The organism is Neobacillus sp. YIM B06451 (assembly GCF_032667185.1).
Classification (GTDB): Bacteria; Bacillota; Bacilli; order Bacillales; family Cytobacillaceae; genus Bacillus_D.
In genome coordinates this window covers 106,494-120,904 of the sequence record NZ_JAVFKJ010000002.1, presented here as the reverse complement: position 1 = coordinate 120,904, position 14,411 = coordinate 106,494, and the positions used below count along the sequence as shown (strand labels likewise).

The following is a 14,411-nucleotide window of genomic DNA, read 5'->3' as shown; positions in this document are numbered from 1 at the left end:
GGAGAGGAATCATTCTATGAAACTACCAGAGAAAGCAACCCTGCCTACGATGTATTTTATTGGTGTCACCACAACGAAATCTTCCATCATGAAGCTTTTCCCACGCTGGGCAGAAGCATTGGAGCTTGGAAATGTCGTCTTAAAAGGAATTGACATCGAGATTCATGCTGAACCGCAAGTTTATCGGGATGTCGTGGAATTTATTAAAAATGATGAATTATCACTTGGCGCGTTGGTCACCACACATAAAATCGACCTATACGATGCGGCCAAGGATTTGTTTGACTATCTTGACCCATATGCCACAATGTTTGGTGAACTTTCTTCGATATCGAAAAAGGATGGCAAGCTGGAAGGCTATGCAAAAGATCCAATTTCCAGCGGCTTGGCTATGGAAGCCTTCATACCGGAAAACTACTGGAAAGATCATGGCGGCGAACTGTTCCTAATTGGTGCGGGGGGAAGTGCGATTGCCATCAGTTCCTATTTACTGGATCCGAAAAACGGGGAAAACATTCCTTCTAAAGTTGTGGTAGCAAACCGCAGCCAAGGGCGCCTTGATGAGATTGCCCGAATCATTAAAGAAATCAATCCGAATGTTGAAGCTGAGTACCATTTAACACCGGAACCAACCCAAAACGATGCCCTTTTGGCACAATTGAAACCACATTCGCTTGTCATTAATGCGACCGGATTGGGTAAGGATCGCCCAGGTTCACCTTTAACGGATGATGCCATCTTCCCGGAAGAAAGCTTGGTTTGGGAGTTGAATTATCGCGGCGAACTTGATTTTATGCATCAGGCGATTCGTCAAAAGGAAGCGCGGAAGCTGTATATAGAAGACGGCTGGATTTACTTTATTCACGGCTGGACACAGGTTGTTGCCGAAGTATTCCACATTGATATTACCGGGAAAGTGTTTGACCGGATTGAACAAATTTCCAATCAAATGAGATAGAGTTGAGGGTTTATAGGTTCAAAAGAGGGATGGTAGGACCCATTTTTTAAAAATAAAATTTATGAGGTGGAAAGAATGAGTGTAAAAGATATTGTAAGACCATTTACGGTTGATTTTGACCTTGTGACCGGTTTATCGACATCAAAGGAATCGACGAAGCGCCACCTTTCGAAAATGAAAGGCATGTATGCAGATGAAGAAGCATTTAATGCCGCGCTTGAAAGTGGCGACCCGCTTACGTATGAGTTTTATGAACTGGACTTGCCGGAAACTTCAGGGGATTTGTTATTCGGAACAAGCATCCTTTACCCTGGAAAAGTCGGAAATGAGTACTATATGACAAAAGGCCACTTCCATACCATTTTAGAAACGGGTGAGGTGTATTACTGCTTAAGCGGCAAGGGTGCAATGATGATGGAAAATCCAGAAGGGGATTGGGATATCCAGGAGTTCTCCCCTGGAAAGGCTGTCTATGTTCCACCACGTTATGCCCACCGCAGCATTAACCTGGGTAATGAACCGCTAGTAACGTTCTTTACTTTCCGTGCCGATGCCGGCCATGATTATGGCACCATTGAAACAAAAGGATATAGAAAGCTTGTAGTAGAGATAGATGGCAAACCTGAAGTCATTGATAATCCAAAATGGAAAGCGTAAGGGGTATGTGGAAATGAGTAAAAAGTGGAAAGTTCTAAACAAAATAACAGAATCCGGCTTAGTTGTCGTTGTCCGGGCGAATGATGCCGATGAAGCGAAAAGAATTACCGACGCCTGCCTAAAAGGCGGAGCAGCCGCGATTGAAATTACCTACACTGTTCCAGGCGCGACTAAGGTCATCGAAGAGCTGGCAAAAGAATATCAAAATGAAATCATTATCGGCGCAGGAACGGTTCTGGACTCCGAAACAGCAAGGATTGCCATGCTTTCCGGAGCGGAATATGTGGTCAGCCCGTATTTGGATGAAGAAACACTGAAGCTTTGCAATCGGTATCAAATTCCATATATGCCGGGTGTCATGACGATTAAGGACGTTGTCAAAGGAATGGAACTCGGTGCTGATATTTTAAAAGTTTTCCCGGGAGAAGCTTTCGGTCCAAACATCATTAAATCGATCAAAGGCCCACTGCCACAGGCAAATCTCATGCCAACAGGCGGCGTAAGCATCGACAATGTCGATCAGTGGATCAAAGCAGGGGCCGTTGCTGTAGGTGCTGGAAGCAGTCTTACAGCAGGCGCCAAAACAGGGGATTATCAATCCATCACCACATTGGCCCAGCAGTTTGTTGAAAAAATTAAAAGTGCACGTGCGTGAAAATAATTGGAAGCATGAGGAGGTTTCCCTCATGCTTCGGTTAATTTGAAAAGTATGCTTTCTTATGGGGTGGTGGTTTGGCGTACCCCTTGGAGCATACTTTTTTTTTGAGCGAGAGACTGTTTTTGAGCCATGGTGATAGCGATTAGTGACAACCAAGGAGGAAAATCCGGTTCGGTTGTCACGCAAGTTCTTGATTCGTGACAACCGAGTGCGAAAATCCTGTTTAGTTGTCACGCAAGTTCTGGATTCGTGACAACCAAGAGTGAAAATCCTGTTTAGTTGTCACGCAAGCTCGCGATTCTTGACAACCGACGGTGAATGTCCGGTTTGGTTGTCACTCAAATCCCGTTGAGTGACATTGTCCTGCCAAACTCCCAAAAGGAAGTCACTCAAATCCTGTTGGGTGACAATGACGGTGTAAATATATCATAATCCCAACTTGATTAATGATTGAAGCCCCCGTTGCTGCCGCTGGAGCAGTTTTAACGGGGGCGTTTTTTTGTTTGCTTTAAGTTCGGTCCCTCGCTTCAAGGTAAAATTTCAAAAACAGTGCCTCGGTTAAAGTCGGTTACTCTCATCGAGCCATAAGCCCCTAGATAGAGCCGGGTTTGGTTCTGGTTGGTTCCGAGGCTGACATAGTAGGCGGATTGGGAGCCAAAAGGATTATCAGTTTCTATGACAGTATAATCATTCAGTTTCCGGTCGGTTCTTGCGCTGGAATAAGCTAAAACCCCTCGGACAGGGGAGGATTCCTTGCGGGCAAGGTCGGTGAATATGACGCCTCCGGTTAAGGCGGGAATGGCAGTTCCCATGTAGGCTTGCACGCCAGTGAGGGCTGTCCCTCCGAACTTACCAGGGCGGTTATCGCTGTGGAGATAAGTGACGAAAGGCGGAATGCGTGTCTCGGACGTTTTTACTGCGTCGTTGTAATAGGCAAATGCATGTGTAGCTGCAGCCGGATTTCCGGGACAGCTCCTTATAGCCGGGGTGGGAAATGCGCCTTCCCAACCGCGCCAGCCAAAGTCAATTAACCTTTTTTGTCCAATTTCAGCGGTTGTTTGGGCGGCCTCAACCAACTGAGTAACCGGGATTGGCTGAAATTGAACGAATGAGAAAATGGACTCCGCGAAATCCTGTCCGACGATTCCCACATATTTCGTGAACCGCTGCTGGATCCGCTGATATGAAATGCCTGGTATATTCCGGACTCCTTTGGCAATCACGGCCAGTGTTTCCTGGATAGGGCGGGGAAGTTCATTAAAACGTGTGACGATGGGAGGATTATTGAGATTCGTGTTTATGCTTACATCGATTTCAATTATTTTGCCAGCCATTTCCATGTCGTCCTGGGCGAGATTGAATGGATCATAGCCTGAACCGCCATCACCTGTTGTTAAAACCAGCTTGCCTGTTTCAGGCGAAAAGTTCAGGCTGTTAACGCCATTATGATTAAAAAATGGCCTCCGTATGTTCAGTAAAGTGCGCCGTTTTTGGGGTAGGCCATTGGATGGCAGCATCCATTCCTCGACGGTATCGATATGGTCAAAGCGCGCTTCTCTGTTTGTCCATCTTAGGTTTAACGTCCCCGGATTGCATGGGTCGGGCTTAAATTCTTCAGTAAGTGCGCCGGGTCCTTGTGTTCCAGCTGCTGAATAATGAAGATAAAAGAGGCCGTTGGTGGGAAATTGAGGATGAAACGCGAGCCCCACCAACCCCCGTTCGTCATATCCGCCACCCGCATAGCCCAGCTTTATAATACGCGGGCGAATGTCCAAAAACGTCCTTAACCCACCGTCTCCTATGTAAAAAATCTCCCCCACCTGGGTGGCGATGAATAATCGTTCAACGGAGTCCCCCGGGAGGAATGCTGTTTTCAACACAGTCGGTAAATTTACATTCCGTACAATCGGCTGCAATCCAACCCTAATATTTACCAAAAAATTCACCTCCCTTTCTAATTGTTTCCTTATAATAAGAATATGGAGAGGACTGGTGCGTTAGTACTGGAATAGGGGGGCGCGGGGGCGGATCTCGCGTTTTACTTCTTAAAGGAGTGCGAGTTTCTTCTATATATAATTTTCTCAATTAATGATGGAGCTTTAGCGAACAGGGGGGAAAGTATGATTGAATTGCTTTCAGAGATTGAAAGATTTAGGAATTGGGCTGCCACGGCAGATAAATCCTTTGGGGAGTGGGAAACGGAGTATCCGGATTGGGAAAAAATCTATCTCTTTGTTAATAGGTTAATTAAGGAAACCCCTGTTGAAAAGTGGAATAAAGGGCTTCTTAATGAATTTCTATATATTTTAGCGAGAGACAATGAGTGCGAAATTATTATTGATGCATTAATAGAAAATCCAAAACAGTTCTTATACATTGCTAAACAAGCAGTAAGGTTCCCGGACCCGGATGCCCGCTGGCAAATTGCATATGGACTTGGCGAAATACATGTAAATAATGAAGAGAAACAAACTCTTCTCAAGCAATTTTTACATGACGAAGATGAATATGTTAGGAGAAGGGCACAGGTGGCTTTTGAAGTTGAATGAAGTATGGGGTTTTTAACGTAGTGTAGTAGTCTAACTGGTCTTTACTGATTTATATGAATTAAAACGAGAATTGATAAATAAAATCAAGTTGATTACTGAACTCCTGAATGAGGAATGAAATTTTCGAAAAAAGATTAAAAGTTTTTGAGAGGCGGGCTAAATGGTGTATAAAATGAACCCTGCATTTTTGTTGTTTCATGATGGAGAAAAACGAGCGATGTCAGAAGAAAGGGAAATGTTTTGTAAAAAAATTGGTGAAATAGAACTGATGAGTGGACGAATCGTAGCTTGTGATCCTTTTACTGGAATGGATGATGAGCCTTTTACAAAACAAGTTACCCCAGGAAAATATCCAGTCCTATTTAGCATTATTCGATATGAAAGTAAAGATGAACGGATTGCTTTTGCAATGATTAAATTCAGCAATAACAAAGTTTCTGCTTGGGAGATGGCATTGCAACCAGGACAGAATATAAATGAGTTGGAAGATGATGACGAATATTTTGGTTATGGAGTGGACTCTGGAACAGGCTGTTTCATGGATATAGAAACTAAGAATACTTTTCTTTCTTATGAAAATGAACCGCAAGATGAGGATCCAGGTTATGAGCTTTATCTCGATTTAGAAGACGAGTTTGATAAAGCATACAAAGCTACAAGAAGTTGGATAGTAACAACAATTAAAGACAAAGCAAGCATTGCAATGTTTTCAAGTGGATGGGGAGATGGCAATTATCCAAGTTTTTGGGGAATGGATGAAAATGGAGACATAGTTTGTTTAATAACTGACTTTCTTATAAGCTAAGCTATCCAGTGAATCTGATTACCTGAAAAAAGGGGTGGAATTTTGGAGAGTAATGCCGTGATTGAATTTGAAAATGAATGCAAAAAATATGATACTGCGCTAGAAGAAGGAAAGATCAAATATGCTAATAGAGCTGTCCATTACATTCACAAAAATTACTTAATATTGAAGGAACAAGATAGATTGCATGAGCTGATTCCTTTATTAGAAAATGATTCGCTGCATGTAAGGATATGGACTGCCAGGTACTTATTAAATGTCGCAACTGCTCAGGCAGAAAGAACTCTTAAACAATTGGAGAATGTTCGAAGACCAGGTATCGGTTTAAGTGCTACTGTAACCTTATCTGAATGGAAAAATGGAAACTTGACATTCTAGTGTTTGGATAACTTTTATTTTAATTTGTTGGGATCTACTTTTAAGGTGGGGTCTCGGGGTTGGGATGGAAGCATATTGTCCGTCGCTGGCGTGTACCGGGGAAGGTGAACGTTAGGTATTTGATGTCTGCCGGTTGAACAGTTTGCTTGTGGTATGGGCCGATTTTTCCACAAAAGAGCTGAATGGTTTAGGAGGAAACGATGAATAAAGAAGAGTTCGTAAAAGAGTTGGAAGAAATTATTGAGGATACGTTGTTTATCGGAGAATCTATTGACGATTTGAATGATGAAATAGCCCAAAATACTTTGTCAATTTCTTTGGGAAAAGATTTGGCAAGCGAGTTTGCAACTGAAGATTTACTTTCGTTTTTTCATCAAGTTCAAAACAATCGAAAACAACAGATTGTTAAAAACAGTGATCATAATATGATTTTATATGTATGGTTTGAGTGGCAATCAGCGAGGCTGCGGTTCGATCTAATATCGGATTTTCATAAGAGCCTGCCGTTTGGCCGTAAGTATAAGGTTATCGAGAATTTGGAGATTATCCTTGAGGAATTTTTGAAATTTCCTTTCCACGATGGAATACCGATTGAAGAAGTTGATGAAGAAGGTGCGGAAGACGAAGATGAGTTTGAGCCTTTTAATGTCTATTCGGTTGTGTTTACGAATGATTGAGAAGTTCAGGGGGACATAGTAATCCGTAAATAGAAATTAATAGAAACATAGTAAAAAAATCCTATTAATAATAGGTAAAATAGACTATAATAAAATAATTAAAATAATATTTGGGCAAACCATCTGAAAGGGTGGGACGCAAAGCTACGAGTCTAAGGCATTTGGCTATGATCGTCGGGCTGCACTTCTTTGTTTCTGTTTCATGCAGCCCAACAATTCATTAATTGTTGGGTTTTTGTTTTTCCCAAATAATAAGGAGGCTGGTTTAAAAAAGAAAATGATCGCTACCACTCTACTACTAAGTCAGATTGGCATACTTTTAACTTACGAGGAGAATTTTGATGAAACGGGCTAAATTTTTATTTTTAACAATCCTGATAGTTTCATTGCTGGCTTCTTGCAGTGATAGCGTTCAAAATGCGAACAATGGTGAAAAAAAGGGAGGGCAGGAGTTAGATAAACTTTCTGCCGAAGCTGCTATTCAAAAGGACTCAACATTAACTGAGATTCCACTTCTAGTTGGCGCGGAACCCCGCTGTTGTTTAGGAATTAACGTACAAAAAGCAGAAATGCAAACAAATCCTGACCTGCTTATCCTACAACTTGAAGTAAGGACTCTTTTAGGATTTCAAGAAGGTATAACGGATACGAATCTTTACTTAGGCTATAAGGACATGATTCCCGTATTTAATTTGCTGACGGAACAAGGAGTTTACCAAGGTTACTTACATGAGCCTCAAATTTTAAAAGAAGGTGAACCTAAGTCGATAAAAGTGATATTCGCCGATGTAAAGGGGAAACCATTAGGTTTGTCGGTAAGGAGAGTTTTTGAAGAATCCCAGGTGCAGGATGGCAGTTATCGTGATGCAGACAACCAGGGAACTTTCGCTTATTTAGAAGATGTAAATGAAGAAATGATGCTAAGAATTGGCAGGGGCTTATTCGATAAAGTAACGAGTATTGAATTGGCTAAAACGGAGGAAGAAGCATGGGAAATCCTGACTCCCCTTTTTGATCAAGATAGCCCTCCTGAAATATACAATGTTCTTTTTGATGAAATTACCTACGGAGATTACAGCAGTTACGAAATTAAGTACCTCGATGAGTCTGTTGAATTCAAAGACAAGGGAGCTTTTATACAATATGAGGCTTCCGTTGAAATTCACTTATATGGACAAAACGGAGCCCTTGCGAGAACAAAAGGGTTTGGAGTCAGTTCGTTAATCAGTATCTCTAAAGCAACCGGTAATTATATGTTTAGCGGCTTGGATTACGACTATTTAACCGGTACAGATTCCTATTGGGATGTTGGGGATTAATATACGAAAGAGTTAACGTTTAATTCAAGTATTTAAAGGGGCTAAAGGCAAACTGCTCCTAGTGTAAAAAAACTAATTGGAGGGGAAGAAATGAAGAGAGGAATTATTTCAATAGGCATCGCATTAAGTTTAGGATTATCAACATTTACCCCTGCAGCATTTGCGGCTGAAAAGCAAGAGGAAGTCGTTAAAGTGGAAACAGGCCTGGCTGATAAGGCTAAGGAATTAGCAAGCCCGTATATAAAAATAGGTCTTATCTCTGCAAGTGCAAGCTATGCTTTTGTAATGATTTCTGTCAATACATTAACACCTATAGGAGCTATTGGTACTGGATACCAAAGTGCAGATACGGTTATTTCACAACTTGCAAACATGGCTACAGATAATGTTAGTGGTATCTTTTATGGCACGAATGTTGATGCGGTGATTTTTGCTCCAATTAGTTGGCTTGAAACAATGCAAAGTATGAATAGCTATACAAATTATGTTGTCAATGTAAACGAAACATTAGCAAAGGAAGGCTATGTCGTTGCCATTGATACTTCTTCAGGTGCAGCGTTTGCTTTATCCTCAGCTGGAAATGGTTTTGGCAGGGTTGCTTATTTACAGAATCAGGTAGCAGAATTAAATGCCCAGGCTAGAGCGGAATTGGAAAAGGTGAGGGCTGAAATTGCTGCGAAAAATACACCTTCCGCAGGCACCACAAGTATGCAAGTTTTAAAAAATGCGAATGATGGATTGAATGATCTTCAGAAAACTTTAGATAGAATGTTCGCGGAACTAGAAGTTGAAAAAGCCGCACAACGGGAAAAATCAGCAAAAGCGGAGGCTGAAAGAAAAGCCTTATATGATAGCTTGAAGAAGACCAATTATGATTCTGCTTTGGAAAAAATCGGTTACCTACGAAATTCCCACGTTAGTAGCACGGTAAAATCTGCGATAGCAGCAATTAACCAAATAGAAGACAGTACACTGCGCCAAGAGGCACAGGTTCAATTCGACACTATTCTTAAAACAGCAGACGGGGAAAATAGTGTTATATACCAAAATGCCAAGAAACAATTAGAATTTGCAGCACGTTTTAAAAACAATGACCTTTATGTGAAGGAAGCCTATGAACTTATTCAATTGGTTCAGGATGAACAACTTCGCTCTCAGCTGCAAAATCAGTGGAATGCATTATACGTCAAAGAAGACCCTAACGTGAAACAAGCCAACAGATATATAGATTTGGCGAAAAAAACCAAGTATAGTGATTATGAAGCAAAGGCCTTGGAATATATCCTCTTAATTGAAAGTGACATTGATAGGGCGAATTATTTAGCAACCTGGAATGAAACTTTTATCGTTAACGGGGTAGATCCGATAATATCCAAGGCTGAAAAGAATATTGGAAATGCGAAAAAATATAAAACAACTGCTGCCTATCGGGAAAAAGCACAGTATTTTATTTCTTTGATACAAAATGAAGAAAAACGAACTGAGTTACAGAAAGAGTTGAATTCGATTTAAGTAATTGAACATTTGAATTGGAAGGGAAACCCTAACGGCGTTACCATTTTAGATTATTGCAATAGAAAAAATGCCTGCTCTTTTTGCGTAACGCAAACGAGCAGGCATTTTTATTCTTTGAGTGTAGCCGCTAGGTCCACCTTAGTTTTTATCCAGCCCCAATTTCTGTTTCATTTTGGAAAGGGCTTGGTCTAAGGGGACGTCTTGGACTAATGGTTCGTCGGTGTCCCATTGCTCGCCTTGTGGCAATTCGAATTGGAATCGCTCAGCATATGGGGCAGGGCGTCCCATGATATACTCAACGATTTCCTTTGCGATAAATTCCCTCGCTTCTTCTGGCGTGCGTTTACCTGTAACAATTTCATGCATCATGTTCAAGGACAATGTGTTGGCGCCTTCGTTATCGCAGTGGACGGAAACTTCGCCTTTTGTCCGGTCGATTACAATGCTTCCTTCCAACTGGGCGACGAGACCTACTTTATCGGCAGGTACATGATAATCGATGAATTGTTCAAGCACGTCGGTGTGCGGTTCAGGAAAATCATGAGGCACCTCGTCACGATAGGCAATTGTCCGTTTCCAAGGGCCGTTGTTATACCAGATTAATTTACTTGGAGTTGCTTCGTTTGGCGGTCCATAAAAATCCATCGTGTTTTGGGCGGCCATTTTGGACGTGGCTGGCCATTGTTCAATGATCTTCTTAGCGGTTTCCTTATCGACGGTTGTGGTCGACCCTTTTTCCCCGCCATTTTTAGTTGCATGGAGCTTCATATTGCTTACCATGGCGGTAGCAGCTAGTTTTAATCGGGCTTCTGTTGGCGCCTTGCTTGCAGCAGTTTCTTGTGAGCGATGTTCCATCAGATAATCCCTCCTAAAAAGTCGATACATAGGTCTACTTCCCGTTGGCGTTATGATTAAACATGGGATTACGTCAGGTGCTGTTTTATAGGCTGAAAAATCCGCTGCTTTTAAACAACCAAAACAGGTTAGCCATCCAGTTGGACCTGCATACCTGCTTCAGCTTTAATCCTTTTTTTATAAATAAAATTGGAAAGAGAAACACTGATTTCGTAAAGCGTTAGTAAGGGAACGATGACTAAGATATCAGAAACGAGATCGGGCGGCGTTATGAGAATAGACATGACTACCAATGCAAAGTAGGAAACTTTTCGCGCCTTTTTGAGCCTTGTCGGATTCAGGATTCCTAATCTCGTTAAAAACATAACGACGAGCGGCATTTCAAATATAAATCCAAACGGGAGTGTTAGGTTAATCATAAACGCAAAATATTTTTCAGCTGTAAACATTGTTTCAAATTCCCCGGCAGAGAGGCTTGTAAGGAAACCCAACACGATTGGAAAAAGAACGAAATATCCAAAACAAATCCCCAAAATAAAAAGTATAAATAGACCTGGAATAAACTTAAGCGTCACTTGTTTCTCTTCGTTTTTCAATGCGGGGGCAACGAATTTCCAAGTTTGATACGCTGCCAGAGGAATGGTGCATGCAATAGCAAAAACACCAGATAAAGTCATGTAAACCCATAAAATATCACTTGGGCCCAGCAGTGCCAGCTTCCCGTCATAATCCCTGATTAGCCAACGATACAAATCAGATACAAAAATCATTGTTACAATTAAAAAAAAGATAAAGCCGCACATTGTTATGATGATACGACGGCGAAGTTCCTCTAAATGTCCAATTAGATGGGTATCTTTGGCTTGCATTTACACTGCCTCCTCCTGTTAATCCTTCAGTAAAAAGAAGATGCAAGCACAAATTGTCGCTTACATCTTCTTGGTTATGGCTAAACCCCTTTTTCCTCAGGAAGGATTTCTTTCTCTTTTGTTTGTTCATCGTCAGCTACCAGCTCACGGGTAGATTTTTTAAATTCCTTTAATGTAGATCCAACCGCTCGCCCTAATTCAGGCAATTTAGAAGGTCCGAAAATAATTAAAGCAATCACAAGCACGAGAATTAACCCTGGTACTCCGATATTTTGAAGCAAGGACAACACCTCCAATTAGTTATATGTAAGTCTTGAGAGCAAATGCGTTACTTTTTTCAAAAAAGGCTTCTTGCCCCTTTTGAAGTTGTTTATGTAATCACCTTGATTATAGTGAAAGAACAGGCAAATGTTTATAAAACGAGTGTAAAGAATAGTAAAAATAGCATTAAAATTATTACGGAAATATAGTGTAAATCTGGTTTTTTATGTGATTTTCGCTTGATAAAGTAAAGCTTCAAAGAGTAATAAATGCAGGCAGCTAAACATTTAACGTTCTTGAAAACCTTTACAACCTCGTTTACATATCTTAATAATTTTTAACCTAACTCTTACAAGCTTTCAACCATTTATTAAAATTCGCAGATTATTCTAAACTTGTGTTTCAAAAATACCTGCGAAGGGGCTGCATATTCTATGGATACTAAACAAACTACGAAAAATGGCTTGAACAGACGGGATTTCCTGAAGGCTGGAGGAATGGGGACACTTGCTCTAACTCTTGGGTCAACGGGGGTACTCACACTTGGATCAAAGGTTTTAGCAGATACAAATGATAATCCTGCAAGCGGCTTTGCTGGATATGGCCCTCTTGTTCCAGATCCAAATGGAATTCTTGACCTTCCACAAGGCTTTCATTACAAAATTATCTCTGTTGAAGGCGAAGCGATGACAGACGGAAGCAAAATCCCTGGAGCGTTTGATGGAATGGCGGCTTTTGAAGGGCCAAATAATACAACGATTCTTGTTCGTAACCATGAACTAGGAACAAGCGCAAAACATCCTGTAGTTGGAAAAAACCCTTATGATCCAGCGGCTGCTGGCGGAACTACGGCTCTAGTGGTAAATGCAAACCGAGAAGTTATCAAAGAATATGTAACATCTTCGGGGACAATCCGAAATTGTGCTGGCGGAGCGACGCCATGGGGTACTTGGCTGACGTGTGAAGAAACACGTTCCGAAACACACGGTTATGTATTTGAGGTCGATCCGACTCAGCCGGAGAACGAATTGTCCAGAACTCCAATAAAGGAAATGGGGCGCTTCTCACACGAAGCATGTGCAATCGACCCATCTACCGGTTATGTATATTTAACTGAAGATGCCAGCCCAAGCTACTTCTACCGTTTTATTCCGAATGACACCAGCCAAACAGTAGGCTCTTTACATAAAGGTGGTAAGCTTTATGCGGCTGCAATCGAAGCAGTTACAGATCCAAAAGCAAGCACGTTTAAAACAGGGCAAACCTTCCAGGTTGTATGGAAAGAAGTTGATCCTCATTTCTGCCGCGAGGATGCTAAGAAGCAAAACTGCATTGAATTCTCTAGACTAGAGGGCGCCTTCTTCCAAAGCGGAGTCTTCTGGTTCGATGACACATCTGCCGGCGAGAAAAAACTTGGACGGGTGTACCGGTATATTCCTCATACAAATACATTGGAACTATTCTATGAGGGAAATGACGCAAAAGACATGGAATATCCAGATAATATCTGCATGACTCCGTGGGGAGACCTTTGGATTGCGGAAGATGGGTCAGGCCAAGATCGCCTACTCGGAATTACACCAGAAGGTAACGTCTATGTTTTTGCTGCCAACCGGTTAAGTAATTCTGAGTTGGCTGGCCCAACCTTCTCGCCAGATGGAAACACACTTTTCCTTAATATTCAAGATCCAGGAAAAACCTTTGCAATCTGGGGACCATTCCAGCGCAGAAACTCTGCGCGCGCAAGGGAAATGTCCTATGCTGCTCCTGCGAAACTTGCCCCGCAAGTTTCAGAAAAAGTGGCTAAGGCTGCCGAGGCACAAGGTATGTCTATCCTGGAAGCAGCAGCATTCGAACGAGCTGGAGTGGATATCGCCTAAGGGGGACGGTACTGCTTAGCAGGAAAATGAAAGGGGGCGGTTCCCGGTTAGCCAAGGCAACCAGGGACCGTCCCTTATTTGTGGTCGTGAACCTAAACTGAACCGGTTCCTTTTCGTTGTGAAACCATGGGGACGGTTCGACTGGCTTATACATACCGGAAAAACCGTCCCGGTGGCATCCGTTGTTATCGAAGCCAAACTCATTCGTTAATAAGATGAGCTGAGCCGTGTGTATTCGTATGTAAATGGCTGTGAAAGTTCGAGGGTGGCTATATCGGCATCAATAAGGGCGTACCCATTCTTTTGTTGTACGAGCAAAGCTCTTTTTAGTTGAAGCATGCTCATTCCTGGGCGTCTTTTTAGCATTTCTTGCAACGTTGTTTCCATGCGAAGTCATCCTTTCGCTCTTTGTTACCACTATTATCACATTGTTTTCGTGGTAAATGATGCTTCAATTGTTGCGGCGTGATGTCTAATTCGTGTCAAATTTTTGATTATTAGGGTGGATGGTGGCTATTTGTGTGGGTGAGCGAAGGTGGGGGATGGGCTGCTTAATGGCATAGGCGAATTTTTCAAAAAAAATACCGCACAAGGGTGCGGCGTTACAAATTAAATATCATCTTCTTCATGAAAGGCCTCGGGGGAAGTGGATTCACTGCAGTCCCAACAGTAGCTTCTATTGTTTTCCCATTTGTTTAGCTGGTTGCCACAATAGATGCATTCATTAAGATCGAATTGTCTCATCAACTATTCCTCCTTCTGCGTTTTTAAGCCATAAGCGAAGTGGAAAAGGTCAGAACTTGCCTAAATCTCACTTAGAATCTTCCTTTACCCCATTTTATTTGGTTGTAAACATGTTAATGACAGAAAAGTTTTTTACGGTTCCTACAAGGGATTGGCTATTCGGCGTGAAATCCCTCTGTGCGTAAGTTGTTAATGTACTTTTCGAAAACCGCTTTTTTATAAAGTAAATCTTTTTGGAAAAAAACGTTCTTTGTTATAGGATGGGGTAGAAGGCCGTTTTCCGATA

The 14,411-nt window shown here is 41.8% G+C and carries 16 protein-coding genes and 1 riboswitch; of the genes, 10 read left to right on the top strand and 6 right to left on the bottom strand.

Going from position 1 to position 14,411, the window contains the following annotated elements; all coding sequences use genetic code 11:
• Positions 1 to 16: 16 nt before the first annotated feature.
• The 3 genes from RB160_RS05135 to RB160_RS05125 all read left to right on the top strand — a co-directional run bounded on the left by RB160_RS05135 (position 17) and on the right by RB160_RS05125 (position 2,270).
• A complete protein-coding gene (locus tag RB160_RS05135; protein WP_316569160.1) occupies positions 17 to 958 on the top strand; it encodes a shikimate dehydrogenase family protein in 942 nt (313 codons plus the stop codon).
• A 75-nt stretch (positions 959 to 1,033) separates the two neighbouring features.
• A complete protein-coding gene (locus RB160_RS05130) occupies positions 1,034 to 1,615 on the top strand; it encodes a glucose-6-phosphate isomerase (RefSeq protein WP_316569159.1) in 582 nt (193 codons plus the stop codon).
• 13 nt (positions 1,616 to 1,628) lie between these two features.
• On the top strand, positions 1,629 to 2,270 hold the full coding sequence (locus tag RB160_RS05125; RefSeq protein ID WP_316569158.1) for a bifunctional 2-keto-4-hydroxyglutarate aldolase/2-keto-3-deoxy-6-phosphogluconate aldolase: 642 nt from the start codon (positions 1,629 to 1,631) through the stop codon (positions 2,268 to 2,270).
• A gap of 530 nt (positions 2,271 to 2,800) precedes the next feature.
• On the opposite strand, the gene RB160_RS05120 is transcribed toward RB160_RS05125, so the two are convergent.
• Entirely contained in the window at positions 2,801 to 4,210 is a 1,410-nt protein-coding gene (locus tag RB160_RS05120) for a PQQ-dependent sugar dehydrogenase (protein ID WP_316569157.1), read from the bottom strand.
• Between the two features lie 183 nt (positions 4,211 to 4,393).
• Here RB160_RS05120 and RB160_RS05115 point away from each other — a divergent pair, with 183 nt between their 5' ends.
• The 6 genes from RB160_RS05115 (at position 4,394) to RB160_RS05090 (ending at position 9,513) form a co-directional block, all read left to right on the top strand.
• Entirely contained in the window at positions 4,394 to 4,822 is a 429-nt protein-coding gene (locus tag RB160_RS05115; RefSeq protein WP_316569156.1) for a HEAT repeat domain-containing protein, read from the top strand.
• Positions 4,823 to 4,982: 160 nt separating this feature from the next.
• Positions 4,983 to 5,627 carry a DUF4241 domain-containing protein gene (locus RB160_RS05110; protein ID WP_316569155.1) on the top strand — a complete coding sequence of 215 codons (645 nt, stop codon included), beginning with the start codon at positions 4,983 to 4,985 and terminating at the stop codon, positions 5,625 to 5,627.
• Positions 5,628 to 5,684: 57 nt separating this feature from the next.
• Positions 5,685 to 6,005: a hypothetical protein gene (locus tag RB160_RS05105; protein ID WP_316569154.1), complete on the top strand. Its 321-nt coding sequence runs from the start codon at positions 5,685 to 5,687 to the stop codon at positions 6,003 to 6,005.
• Positions 6,006 to 6,205: 200 nt separating this feature from the next.
• Entirely contained in the window at positions 6,206 to 6,682 is a 477-nt protein-coding gene (locus RB160_RS05100; RefSeq protein ID WP_316569153.1) for a hypothetical protein, read from the top strand.
• 103 nt (positions 6,683 to 6,785) lie between these two features.
• Positions 6,786 to 6,869, top strand: a riboswitch (cyclic di-GMP riboswitch).
• 154 nt (positions 6,870 to 7,023) lie between these two features.
• On the top strand, positions 7,024 to 8,001 hold the full coding sequence (locus RB160_RS05095) for a hypothetical protein (RefSeq protein WP_316569152.1): 978 nt from the start codon (positions 7,024 to 7,026) through the stop codon (positions 7,999 to 8,001).
• Between the two features lie 90 nt (positions 8,002 to 8,091).
• Positions 8,092 to 9,513 (top strand): hypothetical protein, encoded by a 1,422-nt coding sequence (locus tag RB160_RS05090; protein WP_316569151.1) that lies wholly within the window; start codon positions 8,092 to 8,094, stop codon positions 9,511 to 9,513.
• A 141-nt stretch (positions 9,514 to 9,654) separates the two neighbouring features.
• Here RB160_RS05090 and RB160_RS05085 read toward each other — a convergent pair whose 3' ends face one another.
• The 3 genes from RB160_RS05085 to RB160_RS05075 form a co-directional block, all read right to left on the bottom strand.
• Positions 9,655 to 10,371 (bottom strand): hypothetical protein, encoded by a 717-nt coding sequence (locus RB160_RS05085; protein WP_316569150.1) that lies wholly within the window; start codon positions 10,369 to 10,371, stop codon positions 9,655 to 9,657.
• Positions 10,372 to 10,499: 128 nt separating this feature from the next.
• Positions 10,500 to 11,240: a twin-arginine translocase subunit TatC gene (tatC, locus tag RB160_RS05080; RefSeq protein ID WP_316569149.1), complete on the bottom strand. Its 741-nt coding sequence runs from the start codon at positions 11,238 to 11,240 to the stop codon at positions 10,500 to 10,502.
• An 80-nt stretch (positions 11,241 to 11,320) separates the two neighbouring features.
• On the bottom strand, positions 11,321 to 11,521 hold the full coding sequence (locus tag RB160_RS05075; RefSeq protein ID WP_316569148.1) for a twin-arginine translocase TatA/TatE family subunit: 201 nt from the start codon (positions 11,519 to 11,521) through the stop codon (positions 11,321 to 11,323).
• Positions 11,522 to 11,935: 414 nt separating this feature from the next.
• On the opposite strand from RB160_RS05075, the gene RB160_RS05070 reads away from it, so the two are divergent.
• Positions 11,936 to 13,381 carry an alkaline phosphatase PhoX gene (locus tag RB160_RS05070; protein WP_316569147.1) on the top strand — a complete coding sequence of 482 codons (1,446 nt, stop codon included), beginning with the start codon at positions 11,936 to 11,938 and terminating at the stop codon, positions 13,379 to 13,381.
• 207 nt (positions 13,382 to 13,588) lie between these two features.
• Here the strand turns inward: RB160_RS05070 and RB160_RS05065 are convergent, their stop codons facing one another.
• Both RB160_RS05065 and RB160_RS05060 read right to left on the bottom strand, forming a co-directional pair.
• Positions 13,589 to 13,768: a hypothetical protein gene (locus tag RB160_RS05065; RefSeq protein WP_316569146.1), complete on the bottom strand. Its 180-nt coding sequence runs from the start codon at positions 13,766 to 13,768 to the stop codon at positions 13,589 to 13,591.
• A gap of 222 nt (positions 13,769 to 13,990) precedes the next feature.
• The gene (locus tag RB160_RS05060) at positions 13,991 to 14,125 is read right to left on the bottom strand and encodes a hypothetical protein (protein WP_316569145.1); all 135 of its coding nucleotides are present in this window, start codon (positions 14,123 to 14,125) and stop codon (positions 13,991 to 13,993) included.
• Positions 14,126 to 14,411 lie beyond the last annotated feature (286 nt).